20 protein-coding genes are annotated in these 17,907 nt (G+C 57.0%); 1 reads left to right on the top strand and 19 read right to left on the bottom strand.

From position 1 onward, the window contains the following. Positions 1 to 5: 5 nt before the first annotated feature. A complete protein-coding gene (ggt, locus tag HX868_RS06215) occupies positions 6 to 1,835 on the bottom strand; it encodes a gamma-glutamyltransferase (protein WP_177002279.1) in 1,830 nt (609 codons plus the stop codon). A gap of 35 nt (positions 1,836 to 1,870) precedes the next feature. Next, on the bottom strand, positions 1,871 to 2,650 hold the full coding sequence (locus tag HX868_RS06220) for a PhzF family phenazine biosynthesis isomerase (RefSeq protein ID WP_177002280.1): 780 nt from the start codon (positions 2,648 to 2,650) through the stop codon (positions 1,871 to 1,873). A gap of 470 nt (positions 2,651 to 3,120) precedes the next feature. On the opposite strand from HX868_RS06220, the gene HX868_RS06225 reads away from it, so the two are divergent. Further along, a complete protein-coding gene (locus tag HX868_RS06225) occupies positions 3,121 to 3,756 on the top strand; it encodes a nucleotidyltransferase domain-containing protein (RefSeq protein WP_246355493.1) in 636 nt (211 codons plus the stop codon). Between the two features lie 225 nt (positions 3,757 to 3,981). Here the strand turns inward: HX868_RS06225 and HX868_RS06230 are convergent, their stop codons facing one another. From HX868_RS06230 to HX868_RS06310, 17 genes are all read right to left on the bottom strand, one after another. Continuing rightward, entirely contained in the window at positions 3,982 to 4,182 is a 201-nt protein-coding gene (locus HX868_RS06230; RefSeq protein WP_177002281.1) for a hypothetical protein, read from the bottom strand. 4 nt (positions 4,183 to 4,186) lie between these two features. Continuing rightward, a complete protein-coding gene (locus HX868_RS06235; protein WP_177002282.1) occupies positions 4,187 to 4,795 on the bottom strand; it encodes an AbiU2 domain-containing protein in 609 nt (202 codons plus the stop codon). Between the two features lie 565 nt (positions 4,796 to 5,360). Beyond that, positions 5,361 to 5,960, bottom strand: a complete 600-nt coding sequence (locus HX868_RS06240; RefSeq protein ID WP_177002283.1) for a histidine phosphatase family protein — start codon at positions 5,958 to 5,960, stop codon at positions 5,361 to 5,363. A 204-nt stretch (positions 5,961 to 6,164) separates the two neighbouring features. After that, on the bottom strand, positions 6,165 to 6,389 hold the full coding sequence (locus tag HX868_RS06245) for a hypothetical protein (RefSeq protein WP_177002284.1): 225 nt from the start codon (positions 6,387 to 6,389) through the stop codon (positions 6,165 to 6,167). A 418-nt stretch (positions 6,390 to 6,807) separates the two neighbouring features. Further along, positions 6,808 to 7,875 (bottom strand): hypothetical protein, encoded by a 1,068-nt coding sequence (locus HX868_RS06250; protein WP_177002285.1) that lies wholly within the window; start codon positions 7,873 to 7,875, stop codon positions 6,808 to 6,810. Positions 7,876 to 8,428: 553 nt separating this feature from the next. Continuing rightward, entirely contained in the window at positions 8,429 to 9,040 is a 612-nt protein-coding gene (locus tag HX868_RS06255) for a hypothetical protein (RefSeq protein WP_177002286.1), read from the bottom strand. 327 nt (positions 9,041 to 9,367) lie between these two features. Next, on the bottom strand, positions 9,368 to 10,015 hold the full coding sequence (locus HX868_RS06260) for an MAE_28990/MAE_18760 family HEPN-like nuclease (RefSeq protein ID WP_177002287.1): 648 nt from the start codon (positions 10,013 to 10,015) through the stop codon (positions 9,368 to 9,370). Further along, positions 10,012 to 11,124, bottom strand: a complete 1,113-nt coding sequence (locus tag HX868_RS06265; RefSeq protein WP_177002288.1) for a DUF262 domain-containing protein — start codon at positions 11,122 to 11,124, stop codon at positions 10,012 to 10,014. The genes HX868_RS06260 and HX868_RS06265 overlap by 4 nt, the downstream gene beginning before the upstream one ends. Before the next feature lie 741 nt (positions 11,125 to 11,865). Beyond that, positions 11,866 to 12,297 carry a hypothetical protein gene (locus tag HX868_RS06270; protein ID WP_177002289.1) on the bottom strand — a complete coding sequence of 144 codons (432 nt, stop codon included), beginning with the start codon at positions 12,295 to 12,297 and terminating at the stop codon, positions 11,866 to 11,868. A 48-nt stretch (positions 12,298 to 12,345) separates the two neighbouring features. After that, positions 12,346 to 12,969 carry a tail assembly protein gene (locus HX868_RS06275; RefSeq protein ID WP_177002290.1) on the bottom strand — a complete coding sequence of 208 codons (624 nt, stop codon included), beginning with the start codon at positions 12,967 to 12,969 and terminating at the stop codon, positions 12,346 to 12,348. A 12-nt stretch (positions 12,970 to 12,981) separates the two neighbouring features. Beyond that, positions 12,982 to 13,362, bottom strand: a complete 381-nt coding sequence (locus HX868_RS06280) for a hypothetical protein (protein ID WP_177002291.1) — start codon at positions 13,360 to 13,362, stop codon at positions 12,982 to 12,984. 106 nt (positions 13,363 to 13,468) lie between these two features. After that, positions 13,469 to 14,077 carry a hypothetical protein gene (locus tag HX868_RS06285; RefSeq protein ID WP_177002292.1) on the bottom strand — a complete coding sequence of 203 codons (609 nt, stop codon included), beginning with the start codon at positions 14,075 to 14,077 and terminating at the stop codon, positions 13,469 to 13,471. Positions 14,078 to 14,378: 301 nt separating this feature from the next. Continuing rightward, positions 14,379 to 14,741 (bottom strand): hypothetical protein, encoded by a 363-nt coding sequence (locus tag HX868_RS06290; protein WP_177002293.1) that lies wholly within the window; start codon positions 14,739 to 14,741, stop codon positions 14,379 to 14,381. Then, positions 14,738 to 16,531 (bottom strand): DUF927 domain-containing protein, encoded by a 1,794-nt coding sequence (locus HX868_RS06295; RefSeq protein WP_177002294.1) that lies wholly within the window; start codon positions 16,529 to 16,531, stop codon positions 14,738 to 14,740. Before HX868_RS06295 ends, HX868_RS06290 begins: the two co-directional genes overlap by 4 nt. Continuing rightward, positions 16,518 to 17,399 (bottom strand): toprim domain-containing protein, encoded by an 882-nt coding sequence (locus tag HX868_RS06300; protein ID WP_177002295.1) that lies wholly within the window; start codon positions 17,397 to 17,399, stop codon positions 16,518 to 16,520. The genes HX868_RS06295 and HX868_RS06300 overlap by 14 nt, the downstream gene beginning before the upstream one ends. Next, positions 17,396 to 17,623: a hypothetical protein gene (locus HX868_RS06305; protein WP_177002296.1), complete on the bottom strand. Its 228-nt coding sequence runs from the start codon at positions 17,621 to 17,623 to the stop codon at positions 17,396 to 17,398. Before HX868_RS06305 ends, HX868_RS06300 begins: the two co-directional genes overlap by 4 nt. Further along, on the bottom strand, positions 17,616 to 17,903 hold the full coding sequence (locus HX868_RS06310) for a hypothetical protein (RefSeq protein ID WP_177002297.1): 288 nt from the start codon (positions 17,901 to 17,903) through the stop codon (positions 17,616 to 17,618). The genes HX868_RS06305 and HX868_RS06310 overlap by 8 nt, the downstream gene beginning before the upstream one ends. Positions 17,904 to 17,907: the final 4 nt, after the last annotated feature.

Genomic DNA, 17,907 nt, shown 5'->3' on the forward strand with positions numbered 1-17,907 from the left:
AATAGTCAGTCGCCAACCGCTTCGCCTTCGCGCCGGGGGTCGGCGCCGCCGCTCAGCGACACCTTGCCCTGGGCATCCCGTGTGCGGACGATGGCCTGGATGCCGCTGGTCATATCGATCTCGCTCAGCGCATGGCCCTTGTCCTTGAGCGCCTGTTTCAGCGCTGGGCTGAACAGACCGGCTTCCAGCTCGGTCGCGCCATTGCGGCTGCCAAAGTTAGGCAGGCTGATGGCGGCTTGCGGGTCGAGTTTCCAGTCGAGCATCGCCACCAGGGACTTGCTCACGTACTCGATGATTTGCGAGCCACCGGGTGAGCCGACCGTGGCCAGTAATTCGCCGCTCTTGCGGTCGAACACCAGGGTTGGCGCCATGGCCGAACGCGGGCGTTTGCCCGGCTCGACGCGGTTGGCCACGGGCTGGCCGTTTTCCTCGGGGATAAACGAGAAATCGGTCATCTGGTTGTTGAGCAAGAAACCTTGCACCATCAAATGGGAACCAAACGCCGCTTCCACCGTGGTGGTCATCGACACAGCGCCGCCCTGGTCATCCACCGCCACCACTTGCGACGTAGAAATGCGCAACGGCGAGCGGTCCGGCGCGTAGGCTACCTGGATACCCGCGGGTACGCCCGGCTTGGCGATGCCCATGCTGCGCTCGCCGATCAAGGCGGCGCGCTTGGCCAGATACTCCGGTGCGACAAGGCCCGCCACCGGCACCGGAACGAAGTCTGCGTCGGCAACATAGAGCGCGCGATCGGCAAACGCTAAACGTCCGGCTTCGGCCAGCAGGTGCACGGCTTCGGGTGTGGGCTCAAGGCCTGCAGGCGACGGACTTTTCACTGGGAGCATGGGGGCGATGGCCTGGGCCGGATTGCGAGCCTCCAGCGCCTGCAAGGTGCCGAGGATTTGTGCGATGGCGACTCCGCCCGATGACGGCGGCGGCATGCCACAGACTTTCCACTGCTTGTAATCGGTGCACAGCGGCGTGCGCTCCTTGGCGGTGTAGCCCTTGAGGTCCGCCTGGGACAGGCTGCCCGCGTTACGATGACCCTGCACCTTGCTCGCGATTTCATCAGCAATCGGCCCTTGGTACAGTGCATTCGGCCCTTCCTTGGCGATGCGTTTGAACACGTTGGCCAGTGCCGGGTTTTTCAACAGCGTCCCGGTGGCTTTCGGTGTGCCATCGGCGTTCAGAAAGTACACCGCCATGTCTGGCGATTGTGCGATATAGCGGTCGGCTGCGATCAGGCTGTGCAGGCGTGGAGAAATGGCGAAGCCCTGTTCCGCCAACCGGATCGCCGGCTCGAACAGCTCGGCCCATGGCAGGTGGCCGGTCTTTGTGTGTGCCATCTCAAGTGCACGCAATACCCCAGGCGTGCCGACTGAGCGTCCGCCAATCTGCGCTTCTGGAAACGCCATCGGTTTACCATCGGTCTTCAGGAACAACCGCTCCGTCGCCCCGGTCGGTGCTGTTTCGCGGCCGTCATAGGCGTGCACCGTTTTCCCGTCCCACAGCATGATGAACGCGCCGCCGCCGATTCCGGAGGACTGCGGCTCCACCAGGGTCAACACCGCCTGCATCGCAATCGCCGCATCGATCGCCGAACCCCCCTTGCGCAGCATCTCTCGCCCGGCCTCTGCGGCCAGAGGGTTGGCGGCCGCTGCCATATGGCGCGTGGCCTGTTGGGTGGTGAGGTCGGTGCGATAGCCTGAGCCCAGCTCTGGTGCCGGTGGCTGTTCGTTGACAGAGGTGTTGCATGCAGCCAGTGCAAGGGCTGCGGCAATCACCGACAGTTGACGGCGGGAAATCGAAAACACGCGCTGAACTCCGTTCATTTTGAGAATGATCTGTTGTCCTTGGGTACTGCTTTTTACAGGTAAATCGTGCCTTGCAGGTACAACACCGCATGGCCGGAAATGATCACGCGGTCACCTTTGAGTTCGCAACGCAGTTGGCCGCGGCGTGCGCCGCCTTGTTCGGCGGTCAGTTGCGACTTGCCCAGGCGTTCGGCCCAGAACGGCGCCAATGAGGTGTGGGCCGAACCGGTGACCGGGTCTTCATTCACGCCCACATTCGGGCCGAACCAGCGAGAAATAAAATCAAATCGCGCGCTTTTGGCCGTCACTGCAGTCCCGCGTTTGGGCAAGCCTTTAAGGCGTGCGAAATCCGGCTTCAGTGCGGCGACTTGCGCTTCGTCTTCCAGCAACACGATGTAGTCATCGGTGCTGAATACGTCGGCCTGCTCAATGCCCAGTGCGCTCAACATTCCAGCGGGGGGCGCGCAGGGGTGGGGTTGCTTGGCCGGAAAGTCCATCGCCAGCTCATCGCCGTTGCGGGTTACCCGAAGTTCGCCGCTACGTGTCGCAAAGCGCAACACTTCAGGTGCATCCGCCAGTTGGTGAATCAGCACCCACGCCGCCGCAAGCGTGGCGTGGCCGCACAGGTCCACTTCGATCTCTGGGGTAAACCAGCGCAATTCGTAGAAATCTCCACGGGGCACGAAGTAGGCGGTTTCGGAGAGGTTGTTTTCGGCGGCGATGTTCTGCAATTGCTCATCGCTGAGCCACTCGGTGAGCGGGCAGACCGCCGCCGGATTGCCGCCGAAAGGGGCCTGGCTGAACGCGTCGACTTGGTAAATGTCCAGTTTCACCGTGGAGCACTCCGTGAATAGAAGGGAGGCTGGACACTAACAGTGGGTCAGGGGAGCGTCAAAATACAGATCGCGCCTTTTTTCGAGCGCAATTGCACTGCCTCCTGCTACATCACCGCAATGGCTTGGGCCAACGACCGGCACTTTTCTGGAGGCATAAAAAAACGGCCTACCTCTCGGTAAGCCGTTTTTAGTACTTGGTGGTACACAGACATTTGAACTGGTCGTATAAGCTATTGTTTTTGATTGCTATTTATTCGTTCATGTTTTTAAGGGATACACCTGGGGATACACGGCGCTGTCTGCTGGGGTGTTTTGGGTCTATGTCAGAGCAGCCGAATAAAGCTTGAGAGAGTCGCTATTCCGCTTCCGACGAGCGGCAGCCTAGCTTCAAAAAAACGCAGAAGGTGCGTGAGTGTTTTCTAACCCAGTTTGCTAAATGGCAAGTATGTGTTGTCTTAGGCAGCGTAATGCTCAGAACGATCGGAGATCAGATTATGACGGACAGGGCTTTGGCGCCGGATCAAGATCTATGGAGTTCATGGACGCCCGCCGAGTTGGCTGTTCGCCTGAAGACCGTCTCGCTTCCATGGTGCGTTGTCGGCGGGTGGGCGCTTGATCTATGGCTCGGCGAAAAGACGAGGGAGCATGACGATATAGAGTTCACCATGTTGCGAGACGATTTTCCGGTATTCCGGCACGCGCTTGGCGATCTCGATATGTACACCGCGAAGGACGGGGTGCTCACTTTTCTCCCCGCGGGTCAAATCCCAGGTGTAGACATTCAGCAGGTGTGGTGTTTCGACCCAGTTGCTCAAGCCTGGCGGGTGGACATGATGATCGAATCAGGAAGTCCTGAAGTATGGGTTTACAAACGGGATGGGTCTATCAGGTTTCCCCGTAAAGAAATGTTGTGGTTGAGCAGTGAAGGCATTCCATATTTAAGGCCTGCGGCGATCCTCTTGTTCAAAGCCCTGCGCGTGCGGGCAAAGGACGAGGAGGATTTTCACAAGACCTTGCCGACGCTGCCCGATGAAGAGGTGGCGTGGCTTAGGCGGCATTTGCTGAAGCTTCATCCGGGGCATCACTGGATAACCCATTCATGACCGCTATTGATCAACGACAGCCCGCTGCATTGGGGCACTTCCATAACACAGAGGAGTTCTTGCCATTCCCCCGCGCCAGCACCACCCCGAACCAGGGTAGTGGTCATTCATGGGGTGTTTCGCGATTGGGTGTTGTCCGGGATTCTCCCTAATTAGCCTGGGCTCCCATTCCGGTATGGCAGGTACTGGAAAAACTACCGAGGTCCCGGCAGTTCACTTTCCCGCCTACAAGCGCATTTCCCTGATTACGCGCCTTGGCTCAGTTCCCTGCGAAAGTGCGCGTCGGGCGTCCTTGGTGAGCTGATCAAGGGCTTGCTCCTCGAATGCCGCCGCCATTGCGCTGGCCTTCCTGACAATCAGCAGCGCCAGTTCTGGCGGAAACGCCACCTTGTCGGTGGGCAGATAATCACAGTCAATAACGGACACGGCTCTATCCTCGGTGCGCGGTTGGTGTTGGCGCCGGTGCGGCTTGGCGCAGGAAGCGAAGTAAGTCGATCGCGTCGCCCGCACAGGCGGATACTCGATAGTCTAAAGGTCCTATCCCGCAAGCCTCTCCCACAAGATCTGTGTAACGGAAAAGGCCGGCGAAGAAGTGACTTACTTCCTCTGCCGCGTGCGCTGCCAAAGACTGACCATCACGCACGGTTTTCCAGTCCAGGTGCGAGATCAGTTTATTCCTTGCTGGCTTTATCACTTCGCGATAGGCGCTCAGCTTATCCGACACCAACTCTATCTCGGATGAATACAGGTTGATGGCCTGCAGATGTTTGTTCAGGTTGGCCAAGGTTAGATTCTGCTGAGCCCCTGTTTGTGCCGGATCTGTGATTTTGCAAATTTGAAGAAGTATGTGATCGATCACAATCCGATTCAGGTCAAGAAAAAGCGCCGGCGCTACACGATGTAGCAAGGCGTCCGTCTCGGGGCCACCCTCATACAAAGTTTTGTAAAGGTTGTAGCAGTTAGTGAGCCAAATACACTCTTCTCGAAAGTGAACAAACTTTTCTCTCAGCGCTGCAATTTCCGGGTCTTCAATGTTCATTTCGCCCCCACCATTATCATTGGCTGCGTCGTGATTACGCTCTCGGCTGAGCCTAGTCGTTTTGTTCTGATTTCAGTCTGATGGAAGTCTCGGTAAATACTTGACGAGCATCAAGCGCCAGGACACCACATTTCACGCTGGCGGCGGCGTGCTGCGTAGGCTGCGGGCAGTTTGCCCGTGGTCTGTCGGCGAAAATCCGTCTAGGGCCTGTCTAGTATTGCCTGGCGCGCTAAGGATTTGTCTGGCCCGGTATTTCACCACCCCATCCCGGCTGGGTGGGCCTTGATATTGATCGAGCAGCTACCTTGACGGGTACTTCTAGAATTCTTGACGAGGCCGGTGCTGGCCAAGCTGCGAGAAAGCCCGCAAAGCCTTGCCCCTCGTGGCTTTCAGCGATCCATCTGCTGGTGGCGCCAGATAAATCCGTCAAGACCTGTCAAGAATTTCGTCAAGGCTCCGTCAAGGATGGTCAAGGGTTTCGGACGTGTCTCCTGATCATGGAATAAGCCCCAGGAATCGCCGTACAAGGTCAGGGGGCGGCCGAATTAATGGAGCACAGGCCCGCTCATTCAACTGGAATCTCTGATTCCCACGATTGCGGCGAGGCGCTCGGAGGCTGAAAATTTTCCAATGCCAGCACCGAGCCATTGGCGAGTTGCCACTGGTAGAAATCAGAGAAGTCCTGCCTGGCTAATGCCCTAATGGTCTTGGCAATAAAACCATGAGCGACTATTGCTACATTTTTCCCGGAATGCATTTCATGCAATTGCTGCAAGGTTGTGTGAACCCTGCTGACCACTTCGAAAATCGATTCCCCGCCGGTAGGTGCAAGTGCCCAGTGCCGAGTAATATTGAGACTCCATAGGTCCGGGTGACGCTCGCGTGCTTCGGCCTGGGTCAGTCCCTCGAAGACACCGACATTGCGCTCGCGCAGGCCTTGAAGTGTCTGAACCTGAAGCGCTCGGGAGTGATTAAGTATCTCGGCGGTCTGCTGTGCCCTCAATAGCGGCGAGACGGCCAGCACCGATAATTCTGTAGGCAACTGTGCGTCAAGCGTTTGGGCCTGCTTGCGGCCCCTCTCAGTCAACTCGGGATCAAGTGCGCCCAGATAGCGGCTTTCTATATTGGCCCATGTTTCGCCATGCCGGACGACATAAAGATTCATTCCTGAAGCTCCAAAATAGTAGAGCTCAAACCCTACCATGACATGGCGTAACTTCGAGTTGGCATCTCTCTGCTTCTGGACGAGGTAGATTCCGGCCGCCTGCGCGATCTGCCTCCAGCCCATACTGGTTTTGGCTTCTGGGCCGAGTTGGATGAACTGCGGCCTCTCCAGCCGTCCAGCGCCTGTCCAGAATCCTATCCCGCGTCAGGACTGCCCCAGGCTGCCGGCGACGGTCAGCTCAGCAATGCCCTGGCGAACGAACACCAGGTTCTCGTCGAGAGTTTCCAGCGCGCCGCGTACGTTGTTGGCAATGTCTGCCGATCCGCGCTGTTCTACCCAGTTGGAAAGCTCCTCTACCGCGGCGCCCAGGGCGAGCTGGTTTTGATTCAGGCGGTCGAACAGGTTAGCAATCAGTTTGGTGTCCGTCATGGTGGCTCTCCGTGTTTCGGGAAAGCGTAGCACCGGCGCCGCGAATGCCCGGAATCACCTTTACGTGGTTTGCGTCTGCCGGCAGCAAACTGCCCTGGTTATGTGATACGGGATTTCCCCGCATCTAAGCGTGAGCCCCGCCCGCATTGGTCGCTGCGCGTTCTCAGGCGACCACGCTCGCCGAATCCGTCTTATGCCTGTCTCACATTCGCCAGCGATTCTGTAAAGACCGGGTAAAAGTAAGGAGGACATAAGGGGGTATCTGCCTGCGGGCCTTCAGGGGGATCAGAGCACGGATACTTCGTAGGCGAGGGCAAGTACAAAAATTCTTACCCCCCCCACTGGGTGCGTTGTGCCATATGCGTTTTTCATTTTAGATATGAGTCAGGATTTAGCTTCGCTGATGGGAGCGGACTTACTAAGAGCAGGTTTTGTTTATGTCCGAAATTTTATCGTAGATTCGGGCTCTAGCTTTGACGCTTTTGTTCGTCTCTCCTGGGAATGCTCCTGTAGATCCCATTTTGATTAGATCTTTAGGCTCTGGTGCTCGATAGCCATTCTCGTCGCAATGTCCGAGCAGCCAGTGATAGTTCGTGGCTATCAGAGTTTTCCATTGCTCTGTTATGTACTCAGCGTCAGTGGAGGATGTACTGATCAACGACAGGGCAGTAAGCCTACGCTTGATGTCATCAATGTATAAAGGCAGTGTTTCAGCATACCGCAAGGAAATATAATCACTCAGTGAAGCCACGTATAAGAGGACGTAGGGAAGTCTGCTGTAAAGAAATGACCACTGCCCTTCTATTTCGTCTTCCCCTGAAAATATAAAGTTCACGTTATGTGGCTCGGTTCTTAATGCATGATGTTCTGTGAATAAGTGCATCGCCTTATTGCATATTCCGTCAAAGCTATCTTCCTCCAATTTGTCATACCGAAGCTTTGCTAAATATTCGGCATCAAATTTATCCTGCTCGCCGATTATCTCTAGCACCTTTTGAATGCGTTTGGTATGCCCCGGTACGCCACCAGCATTCTGCGGGCGTAATTTCAGCGGATCTATAGAAAGCTTCTCGGCAAAATCCTCTTTATTTGCAATTACCGATTCGAGTAGATAAAGGCTTTCTTGCAAAGGCTTCCTCAGCAACATGTAGGAAATAGCAAGCTTGCCTTTGCGGGAGGTCTCTAACGCCTCAAAAATACAGTGCAACATATCGGATAAAACAGCAGGGAAAACCAAACTTACTAGTACATCTACCTTATCTTCTAATCGGCCGCTAATTTTGAACCATTCAAAGATGTCATCTGCCTCCTCAAAAGAAGCTTTATCTTCGTTATTTTGAAATTTAATATTTTTTACGAACAGCCCAGCCTCCATACCAGATACAAGTAATTGAGCGATGACATCATGGGCTGCAAAACATAGCTCAAATGCAGCATGGAATTTTTCAGGTAGGTGGGTGCTAGGTGCTTTGAGCCGTGGGTGCATAGACTTCACTCCTTCGATCCTATGGGCAGCATACAGCTTGCAACTGTGACCAATACTAGGTCCGAGGTAAACGAAATTCGTAATGATGTAGGTTGGTCTTTGATTACCTTGTAGTACCTCCTGATTGTAGATTTTGTCCTTTTTATAAGTCGACTTTCAGTGGAAACCACTACAAAACCCTGGAAACCATAGTGGAAACCAGTGCCTGGTAACCATAGCTTTTGATAACAGGCTGGCGGCCTGGTTCGCACCAGGTTCGCGTAAGAGGGTGCGAACCAGAAGTGCGAACCTACTGCCAGTACGCACCCCAATGCGTACCAACCGTGCGTACTGAACCGCGTACTTCCTGCGCGCAATTTGCGCAGTTACTGCGCAGTCCAGAGGTCTTCGCTGAGGCTTGAGCATTTGCGGGCCTCCAGGGCATAACGCGGCCCAGTGCGTGAATATGCTGCGTGAAGGGGGCGTGAAACCTTGCGGGGGAGGGCTTCGCGCATTGACCAGGTGCGCGACGGGCGTGCGCGAAACACTGCGCGAGAACCCCGGATGCCTGCGCCTATTGGATGCCGCACTGACGCAATGCGACCTCCAGCGACTGGTCCAGTACATATTCCCCGGTCGTAGACGCCGCTTGATTCAGGCCAACAGTACGATAGATAAGCGTCTTGCCGGATCGCATCTCTTTGAGAATTGACTGAGCCTTTTCGCCTGTTGACGCGGTAAACGGCGACATGGACCGTGCTGTGGCATCCATCGCCGTCTTGTAGGCGTTTTCCACTATTTGTTGCTGCTGGGGATCTTTCGGTGCGTAGGCTTGCATCGCTTTGAGCTGGCCCTCGGGCACATAGTCCAGCGGGGTTTCGCTGGTACTGATCGTCCATGCCTTGTTCTGATCGACTCTGAGCTGAACGTCGCCGACCGGGATCAGGAAACGGCCGCCGCTTTTCACACCGACTCGGAGGTCGCCGTTTACCACCTCAATGTATGGGTAGTATTGATTGCTGACGGTGTATATCCCCCCCTTTGTGTAATAGCTGCCCACCGTTACCGCGCAGCTGGATTTATCAGTGAATTTGTCAGTGTTGCGGACAGTCACCCATTCGACGGCGGGGCCGGTAGCACAACCAGACGTCAGCAGAGCGAGTAATAAGACAGGGGCGAGCTTCACATTCACATTCCTTGTATTGGGTCTGTCAGGTGGCCGGCAATATAGCAAGCGGGAATGCTATACCTCGTTAATCGGCCAGCATTTGGCTTCCTTCATGCTGTGTTTCTCCGAGACGGATTGGACGAACAGTTGACCAGCGAAAAGTGGTTACCACGTCTGGTCACGCCCCGCGGTATCCACCTTGGATCATCCTCAAACCGTGGATACCTGGGTGGATACTGACAGCGGTCGATCCGAAGCCTCCATGAAGGGAGGCAATCGGCCAAAACCGGACGCTCAGGTGACGGGAGTTCCAAGACCCCTGCCATTCTGAGGAGGCAGGATCAACTAAACGGCTCTGTAAGTTTGCAGCACAACATGATTTTCCAGGGCGTCACCGAAGGCTCGCATTAGCCCAATAGAGTCGTTGGTGATTTCGTCGAGGTCAGCGAGTGCCACTAAGGTATTTTCACCGTGGGCAATGGCATTTCTTCGTTTAAGGAGAACAACGTCTATGAACGTAGCTTTGTCTGCAAAAGGCTCAGGAGGAACTCCGCACACTAAGCAGATATCTGTTAGCACTTCAGAGTTAAGGTTCGCTTTTGTATTGATTAAGTCATCGTTCACCCTGCTGAAGCGATGATCCGAGGAGTTCAAAATCTCATCAACTAAGGCGCTCCGCTCTGCGATGCTAGCTTTCGATGTAGAGAGGGCGCCCAATCTCGGCAGAAAGTAGTTTCGGAAGAATTGCGTATTAAGGTCACCATATTGGAATTTTCTCAACGCCACATGCTCTAGGTACTTCTTTGCAGAAAACCTAACGTAGCCTTCCCAGTGAGCGTAGCAAATTGCAACTAGGGCTCGTAGCAGTACTCTACGTACGCCCTCATCACCTCGCCTAATTGCCGTTTTTAGGTCGGAGATTTCTTTGATTCGCCAGTTGCGGTCTTCTGTTATTTGCTCGGAGAAGTTGGCCTCGGTATAGGGTTTGCTCATGGACGGAACCATGCCTCTCCGAATGGAACGGTACGCTGAATGCGGACGGTGCCGCGGAGGCCGAGTGACGTGAAGCTCGCGGTCGCCGGTTGTACCCAGAAGTTTTCCATCCGCTCTCTGACAAAATCTCGGGACGCCACAGGACCGAGAGCAAGGATCGCGTGAAGGTTTTTAGCTACGCCTACGGCAATCCCTTCTAGACCGACAAGGCCAACTTTTCCGCCATGTGCGCCATTTTGAAAGCGTCGAAGGGCGTTACTTCCAGCAACGTCGTGAAGGAGTTGGAACGTTTGATTGATCAGCAATGCTGCGGCCGCGGGATCTCCGTTTTGCGATAGGATAACGATTCCCTCGTCGATATATTCCTCCACGTCAAGGCGGCCATCATACGGCACCTGGGTATGGACCAAGAACCGCACGGCCAACTCCATGTGTCTTTGCTTTTCAGCCTGCTCATCGCTGACAGATACCACACTCCTAAAGGCTTCCTGCTCCGCCGAGGCTTTCACAGACCGGAAGTAGTCACGGTTGATCATCAGCATTATGCAGTTCCGAAGCTCCTGAGCGTTTGCTTGGGTGCCTCCCGCATTCAGCCTCTGGAAGAGATCGTACTTGGTCTGGTCATCGCTAGGGCGTTTCAATATTTCGACGCCTAGTCGAGCACGGCGGATGGCCAACTGTTGCGTTTTGTCTAGAGGCTTCTGGTCTACTGCAAGAAGATCAACGAGGTCTGAAGACTCCCAAACGACGTTGTGTAGCGAGGGCAAATATTTAGTAGCTTCTAATATCGACGGCTTAAGCAACCCATCGTCTGGGTGTCGTAAGCGCCCCATGAATTCAAGGATGGACGAAATGCGCTGGAGACCGTCGATTAGCTCCCAAGCCCCATCGTCCCGCTCGAAAACGAAAATCGATGGTAACGGGATTCCTAGCAACAACGATTCAATCAGTTTTGACTTCTGACCAATGTCCCAACGGAAAAGGCGCTGAAACTCTGGGTCAATGATGATTTCCTCGTTGTCATACATGCCGACAATTTCGCCAATCGACATTTGGTATGCGTCAGTCCGTACTTGGCGCTGAGCATTGAGAATCTCTTCAGTAAGCATCGTTAATTCCATCTAATTAAGCTGTATCAGGAGACTACCATCTCGAAGCTAACGAGAAAATGTAGGGGCTACACTATCGTTAATTAATGCCAAGTCATTCCCTCGTGATGATGTGTGTCGGGGGACGCGATTGCTAGAGCCAGCGTGCGGCGGCGCTCGCAGTGTGCGCCCACAGATGCTTGCCCATAATCGGCCAGTAGCAAACCTGAAGCACCACGGAACAGGCTGCTTCGGGCCTTATACAGCGTTCAGCGAACGATCGATACTGGTCGATTTTTGCTAATCGTTTTTAAGGTGTGTACTCCTCAACGGTTGATAATTGGTCACGGAGGGATTTGCGTGGCGTGATTGCGAATGTGGTTGTCGGCCTATCTGTCAGCGCCGGCGACTTCTCAAGCTCGATATTGGTTCGGCTCCAGAACCTGACAAAACCTGACATTTGATCAAGTGCGGGGCTTGGCGCGATGTTGACAAATGTTGACATCGGTCCGACCTGGAATCGGTGGAAAAGCTCGCCGCCTGTTAGCAGAAGGTAGTCCCTGGGGAGGTTGGCCAGCCTGGCACCCTGTTAACAATTGTCAAGGTTGGCGGGCGCCAGGCGGCTCTGCGACGGATATCCCCGTGATGGATGGTAACCGAGCTGTGTGGTTACTTTTGGTGGTTACCAGAGTGGTTACCAGCAGGACGGTGAAACAGACGATTTGGTCTGAGTGAGACCATATCGTCTGTCTGGGGCGCTTTTCAAATAGAGCTCGGGCGAATATCCAGGCCGACATTCGTGTCGCCGCCGATTCGGAACCGCTTCACTTGGCCGGCTTTCAATATCGCAGATTGCTCTTTTAGCGACCCTGAAAAACTGCATAGCCCCGAACCACGTTCGTCTGCACCCAGCCCGACTAAGTGGTCCCCAGCGGGGACAAACAGGCTCACCGCCTCACCAGTATCAATGCGAGCAACTGGTCGACCGTCGATATGAATGGCTACAAAGCAGCCACCGCCTACAAAACCGGTATCGCGTGAAACCTGGATTGTTCCATACGGACCTGCGGGCTTTTGCCCATACGCCATTACCCTGCTACCAGGAACAGGTTTAGCCTGGTCGAACGATACCGGGGAGGTAGAGCAGCCAGTCACCAAGGCGGCCAGGGCAATTGCGGCGATGATCTTAAGCATGGGAACTCCTTGTCATGAGCTGCAAAGGTAGCACTGGCAGACCTCGGATCACATCTGGTCTTCGGCGTAGATCTCAGCGCTGATAATTGCCCCGCCCCACCGTCGCTCGCCGATGCAAAGCGGTACCGGGTTGCCGGACGCAGTTGTGTTCTTGGCGCTGCCGAAGGCATAGCCGGGGGTGTTCTCAGGCGCTGCGCTGGTCTTCAAGCCGCCGGCCTGGGGACTTAGCATTTGGATCACCCCTCCCAGAGCAAGGGAAGCGCCCAGCATCATCATCCCTGACGTAAACGGCGTCGCCGTATCGCCAGACGCGTATGTCAGTACAGCCCCGACTGCGAGCAGGACGACACCTACTACCGTTTGAAGAACGCCGCCGCGCTTGCTCCCGCAGATCACGGGGATAATCTTGATCTCGCGACAGCCTCCCAGTCCTAACTCAGCCTCGCCAACATTCTTACCATTTCGGAATACTGCGAACTCAATACCCTTGGTCTTGGCAATGGCTAGATCCTGGGCGAATCCCTGATGATTCACGTCTATCGCTCTCACCGCCTCTCGCACGTCCCCGTGATCGGAAAGCAGAAAAGTGTGTTTGCGTCCGTATTTCTTTGCGAGTGAACCGCCAAGGATGATGGTTGTGCGCGGGCTGTATTCGATTGCCAATGCGGCCATGATCTATTTCTCCTATTTGCCGTTGGTGACTTGGGTCGGTACTTCTGCTCCGATCTGCATTGCCAGCAGCATGCGAGATGCCATGGCGTCGTCACGGGTAGCCTTTTCGCGGCGCGGGTCAGGGTTCCAGGCTGAGCAGTGGGTAGATGCGTATTCCTTGGCGAATGGATTTATGGCTTTCAGCAGGTCCGCGGCAATGGCAGCCTCTTGCTCGGTGTAATACGGGCCGTCGATTCCGTCACGCCCAACTTTGACGATGTGATTGACGCCCCAAACGACATACCCGCCAATCATCTTTGGATCACTAGCAAAGTCAGTGATCTTGCACGCCTCGGCGAAGCGTTTCCGGTGCGTGGGCGCTTGGCCTATGGTGTTGCTGTCTTGGTCTGTCATGTTTTCCTCTATGCGCCGCTGGCGCTGGTCATGGGCTTGTGCCCGGTGGTGTTGCTCGGTGTCGCGCCACGTTTTCGTGATTCGCAAAACGTGGCGCGGAAAATGGTCAGTTGCCGATGATGCTCAGGGCAGGCGGGAGCTTTGGGCCGAACGGCGCACCAGGGGCGAATGGGTCGGGCAACTGGTCTTCTGGGCATTCCCTGATGAACCGGATCATGGCCGCGTGGCAGGCTTGATACAGCGGGCCACCGGCGCCCCATTCGTCGCTCTTGCGGTCGGCGCTGTCCTCTAGCTGGGATAGGTACGCCACTTCGCGAAGGCTGGTATCACCGTCTGCGCTGGCCTGCTGGCGATGTACTGGGTTGACGCCCAGTAGGTCGCACATCTGGTCGAAGCCCAGCGCCTGCGCCAGCCCCTCGCGGTCGAACATCAGTGATTGGCCAAACCCTGCGAGTGCGCTCCACGCTCCGCTGCGGGTAGCCTCCTGGTGTTCGCTGGCCTCTTCCTCCAGTTCCGCAATGGTCTGCCGGGTGAATGGGAGGAATGCATTCAACTTGCCCGCTTGCCGGCGTAGGGCTCGTCGTTCACTGCGGATAACGTCGAGCTGTTCAGCAATGGCGCGACCGATTCGCCGGGTGGTGATGAGCTGCGTGGCGGCGCTAATGCCTGGCTTCAAAGCGATGTTGCACAAGCTGGTGATAAGGCTGGGCGTCATGGGTGCGCCTCCATAGGTGTGTTGTCGTAGCTGGCGCGCAGGTGGGCGCCAGCCGTGCAATGGCGGCCGGTGGGCGCGTAGCAGCTCCGACAAACCATGATGTGGTTGAGGTACTGGTCACGGGCGTGTCGCCATTCGGGTGTGGCGGCGGCGGCGCTTGAGTGTGGGTTTGTGATGAGCCGGGGAGTGCGCTCGACAGAGCTGGCCAGCACTAGGCACGGGCGAGGCTGGCTATCCACTTTTGGCGAGTCGACTCCTGCGATAGCTGGCGGCATGTGATCGAGGAGAACGGAAAGAAGGCTCATGCCGTCACCTCGACCCGATCACTGCTGATCCAATGTTCCTGTGATCTCAAAAACACCGGCAACAGCGGCAACAAAGGCAACAGCCGCGTAAACCGTGGCTTCCAGGCGTTGCCGATGCTGCCAAACTGTTGCCACCGGTTTTTTACCGGCAACGGTGATAACCAAATGAAGGGAAAGTGCGGGTCTCTTATGTTGAAAATGAGGTGTGCGTTGCCAGTTGTTGCCACTTTTTTTATAGGGTGGCAACGGCTGTAGGCCATGCCACACAAGGCCGTTGCCGGTGTTGCCACTGTTGCCAGTGATTCTAGGTTCCTGTGAACTTGGGCAATCTGGATTGCTGGTCTTTGAGTGACGTTCATACGCCACCGCCTTCACGATCCATAATGTCCGGGTCGATCACATAGAGGCGCGCCTGGCCACCACCAGGGAGGCGGTAGTTTTTGGTTTTACGCTCGTTGTCACGGCGTGCGAGGACGTTAGCGCTCTCCAGAGCCTTGATGATGCGAGACAGGCCATAGCCGTGCGCCGCCTCGATAAGCGCCGGCTTGTTGAACAGGTATAGGCGGTTGGTGCCCACCAGCTCCCAGTAACCGGCCCGGTTGAAAACCTTGGTGTCAGGCGTTTGATCGTCGACATCTGAAAAGCGGCTGCTACCGTGGCGGTCGATAAAGTCCAGGATGCCGGCCAGGATCTGACGGTCTTCGGCGTTGCCGCTGCCAACCCGGCTGAGCCATTCGCCATACAGCAAGCGGCAGTCGGCGAGGGCGGTACCCGGCACCCAAGGCAGCAGGCCGTAGGCGATGGCCATCTCCCCTGCAAGCGCGATCACGGCGAACCGATCAGCCACCCGGCCGGCCTGGGCGTTGTCTTCCACAAAGCTGGCGCGTACTCCGGCGAAGTCTTCCAGCAGGCCCGGGCGGTCGTCGCTTTCGAGCAGCTTCTCGACAAAAGCTGGCCCAAGGTGGCCGTGGTGGGCGCCGACCGCCACGGTGAGTTGACGGTGAAAGTCCGCTCCCTCAAGCCCGTGCAATTCGTCGAAGGCCCGGTGTGTGCGGGTACCGGCGTTCACGTCGACCATGCGCAACTCGGCGCCAGCGTGGGCGGCATTGCCGGATATGGCCGCGTGTTCGGATAGAGAGCGCTCGCCGCTTGAAAGTGTCAGAAGGCGCCAGCTCAATTTGGCGCGGCCTTCGCGCTCACGGGTCATGGTGCCTTTGCCCTGGCCGTTGGCGAGGGAGTAGGCCATTTCCTGTACGCGCTTGGGATCAGCACGCTTGATCTCATCCAGGGGGAGGATGGTGTCATTACGGCTAGACGCTTCGATCTCCAGGCCGCCCTTGGTCATGTCCCAACTGGCGGCGAACACGCCCGGGTCGCCCCATACCGACGATCCGATCAGTTGCGCCAGTGACTTGCCGCTAGAACTGTCGCCCACCAGGTGAACACCACCACCCAGCACGCCGACCAAACTCAGCAATGGGCCAGCCAGGGAGCAGCCGATCGCCAGAGTCAGCACCGGGTTGCCCGCGCACTTGGCGGCCACCTCCGATTGCCACAGCGCCAGCTCGCCGCGCCGACTGAAAAGTACCTGAGCCTTATTGCTGGCCTGGTACCGCACATTGGCGCTACCGATGGTTCGCCCAGGCAGCACGAACGCTCCCGATTCATGCCACCCCGGCCGGCTGGTGGTGGCAAACACTTCTGCAGGATGCTGGTCGAGCAGGTACTCCATGAACGTGCCGCGTTTCTTGAGGGCGATAATGACGCCCATCCCGAACAAGGCACGCCGGGCGTCCTCGCCGCTGCCGCCGAACACTTCCATGGCGATGATCCATTCCTTGATGCCGCCCTCAGTTACCAGGCGCAGCAACCGCCCCTCGCTGCCGTCGTCGCTGTTGGTGGTGCGGGCCACGACCGTGACGGGGCTGGAGATCCATTCATCGGTGATAGGCCGGTCGCCGGTATCACCCTCGGCGTCGTCCTGGTCAGCGGCGGCGCGCTTAAAGCTATGCCAGTAAACGCCCGGGCGCAGCTTGCGGCCCTTCTCATTGATTACCCAATGCTCGTACACCGCCCAGCAGGGGCGATCTGGCGCAATGGTCGCGGCGTCCGGCCGAAGGTTGATGACGTTGTTGTCAGGCTTGGACATGGGCGAGTTTCCAGTTGGCGAGGTCGTTGAAGTCGGTGAGGTCATCGGGAGCGCCTTCCGGCCACTCAGGGAAAGCCACTTGGCCACCCACGGCCGCCGCCGCTGCGTTTGCCGCTGTGCGCCCCGGGTTGCCATCGGTGAGCCGGTCGTCGTCGCCGGCGATCACGATTGGCTGGCCTGGGTAGCGAGCGCGAAGGGCCAGCGCCGCCGGGATCAGGTTGCCCGCGTTCATGGCAGCGGCAACGACATAGCCGCCGTGCTGGTGGAGGCTGGCGGCCGTCGCCCACCCTTCGCAGATGCAAAGCACAGAACCTGGCTCGATGATGCCCAGCGGCGAATAGGTGCCCTTGATCCGGCCGCCGAACAGGAAGCGCTTGTCGCCGTCCGGCCCGATCCTTTGCAGGTTGACCAAGCGCCCATCTAGGTACAGCGGGATCAGCAGGTCAGCGCCACGCTGGCGCAGGCCGTAGGAGCGAACCGTCTTGGCTACCAGATACGGGTGGTCGGGTGAGGCGCGGCGCGCATTGCGCCACCAGTGATTAGCCTTCTCGGCGGCCTGCTGCTGGCGCCGATGTTGCTCGGCTTCGCGCTGGCGCCGGGCCTGGTCAACTCGCTCGCGGATCTGGGCCGCTTCGCGGGCGTCCACCGGTTCGCGACTACACCAGGTGCTGGCGCCTCCGGCTTTCCAACTGCCGAACGCGCCGGATGCAATGCCGTCCAGGTACAGCACATACCAGCCGTTGAGCGAGCCAGGCTTATCCTCCGGCACACGGAATCGGTGGATTGCACCGTCGGGCTCTGGTAGCCAGTCGAGAGGGCCATAGACGGCCTGGAGCGCATCACGGAATTGGATCGTTGCGTCTGTCATGCGGCCCCCTTCGGCGGGGTAAAACGCTTGGCCAAGTGCTCCAGTTTCTGAGTCAGGCGCTCCAGATCATTGCAGTGGCGGCCTTGGTCGCCTTCCGAGATGCGCAGCTCCAGGAAGCCCACCAGGGATTCCACCAGCAGCGCATAGCTGGCGCTGTCGATATGAGCGCCAGCAGTGGGTGGGCCGCCACTGCCCCTGCGCTTGATTGGGGTCACGTTATCCATGGCCGACCTCCCAGCGATCAGCGCCAGCAAAGGCCCGGCAAACTTGACCGTTGTTCACACCGTGCCAGCGGGTAACGTCGTCGATTGAATCAACCAGGCAGGCCGTCACCTGGGCGCCAGCATTGCGCATAACAACGCGCCCGCACTCAGCGTCGGCCTCGGTCAAGAATGGTCCCAGCAACGCCTTGGGCACCTTCGGGTGCGTGACGTAAAACAGTTCGATGGTTTTTTTCAGGCAAGCCTTCGGCGTACCCGCGTTTTTGCAGGTTAGGTTGTTCATGATT

Origin of the sequence: Pseudomonas reactans (assembly GCF_013385825.1) — a bacterium.
Lineage (GTDB): Bacteria > Pseudomonadota > Gammaproteobacteria > Pseudomonadales > Pseudomonadaceae > Aquipseudomonas > Aquipseudomonas reactans.

What these genes read in the sequence shown, in the direction of transcription:
- ggt (WP_177002279.1), bottom strand. Translation starts at nt 1,835, where the DNA reads ATGAACGGAGTTCAGCGCGTGTTTTCGATTTCCCGCCGTCAACTGTCG.
- HX868_RS06225 (WP_246355493.1), top strand. Translation starts at nt 3,121, where the DNA reads ATGCTCAGAACGATCGGAGATCAGATTATGACGGACAGGGCTTTGGCG.
- HX868_RS06235 (WP_177002282.1), bottom strand. Translation starts at nt 4,795, where the DNA reads ATGAACATTGAAGACCCGGAAATTGCAGCGCTGAGAGAAAAGTTTGTT.
- HX868_RS06240 (WP_177002283.1), bottom strand. Translation starts at nt 5,960, where the DNA reads ATGAATCTTTATGTCGTCCGGCATGGCGAAACATGGGCCAATATAGAA.
- HX868_RS06245 (WP_177002284.1), bottom strand. Translation starts at nt 6,389, where the DNA reads ATGACGGACACCAAACTGATTGCTAACCTGTTCGACCGCCTGAATCAA.
- HX868_RS06250 (WP_177002285.1), bottom strand. Translation starts at nt 7,875, where the DNA reads ATGCACCCACGGCTCAAAGCACCTAGCACCCACCTACCTGAAAAATTC.
- HX868_RS06260 (WP_177002287.1), bottom strand. Translation starts at nt 10,015, where the DNA reads ATGAGCAAACCCTATACCGAGGCCAACTTCTCCGAGCAAATAACAGAA.
- HX868_RS06265 (WP_177002288.1), bottom strand. Translation starts at nt 11,124, where the DNA reads ATGCTTACTGAAGAGATTCTCAATGCTCAGCGCCAAGTACGGACTGAC.
- HX868_RS06270 (WP_177002289.1), bottom strand. Translation starts at nt 12,297, where the DNA reads ATGCTTAAGATCATCGCCGCAATTGCCCTGGCCGCCTTGGTGACTGGC.
- HX868_RS06275 (WP_177002290.1), bottom strand. Translation starts at nt 12,969, where the DNA reads ATGGCCGCATTGGCAATCGAATACAGCCCGCGCACAACCATCATCCTT.
- HX868_RS06280 (WP_177002291.1), bottom strand. Translation starts at nt 13,362, where the DNA reads ATGACAGACCAAGACAGCAACACCATAGGCCAAGCGCCCACGCACCGG.
- HX868_RS06285 (WP_177002292.1), bottom strand. Translation starts at nt 14,077, where the DNA reads ATGACGCCCAGCCTTATCACCAGCTTGTGCAACATCGCTTTGAAGCCA.
- HX868_RS06290 (WP_177002293.1), bottom strand. Translation starts at nt 14,741, where the DNA reads ATGAACGTCACTCAAAGACCAGCAATCCAGATTGCCCAAGTTCACAGG.
- HX868_RS06295 (WP_177002294.1), bottom strand. Translation starts at nt 16,531, where the DNA reads ATGTCCAAGCCTGACAACAACGTCATCAACCTTCGGCCGGACGCCGCG.
- HX868_RS06300 (WP_177002295.1), bottom strand. Translation starts at nt 17,399, where the DNA reads ATGACAGACGCAACGATCCAATTCCGTGATGCGCTCCAGGCCGTCTAT.
- HX868_RS06305 (WP_177002296.1), bottom strand. Translation starts at nt 17,623, where the DNA reads ATGGATAACGTGACCCCAATCAAGCGCAGGGGCAGTGGCGGCCCACCC.
- HX868_RS06310 (WP_177002297.1), bottom strand. Translation starts at nt 17,903, where the DNA reads ATGAACAACCTAACCTGCAAAAACGCGGGTACGCCGAAGGCTTGCCTG.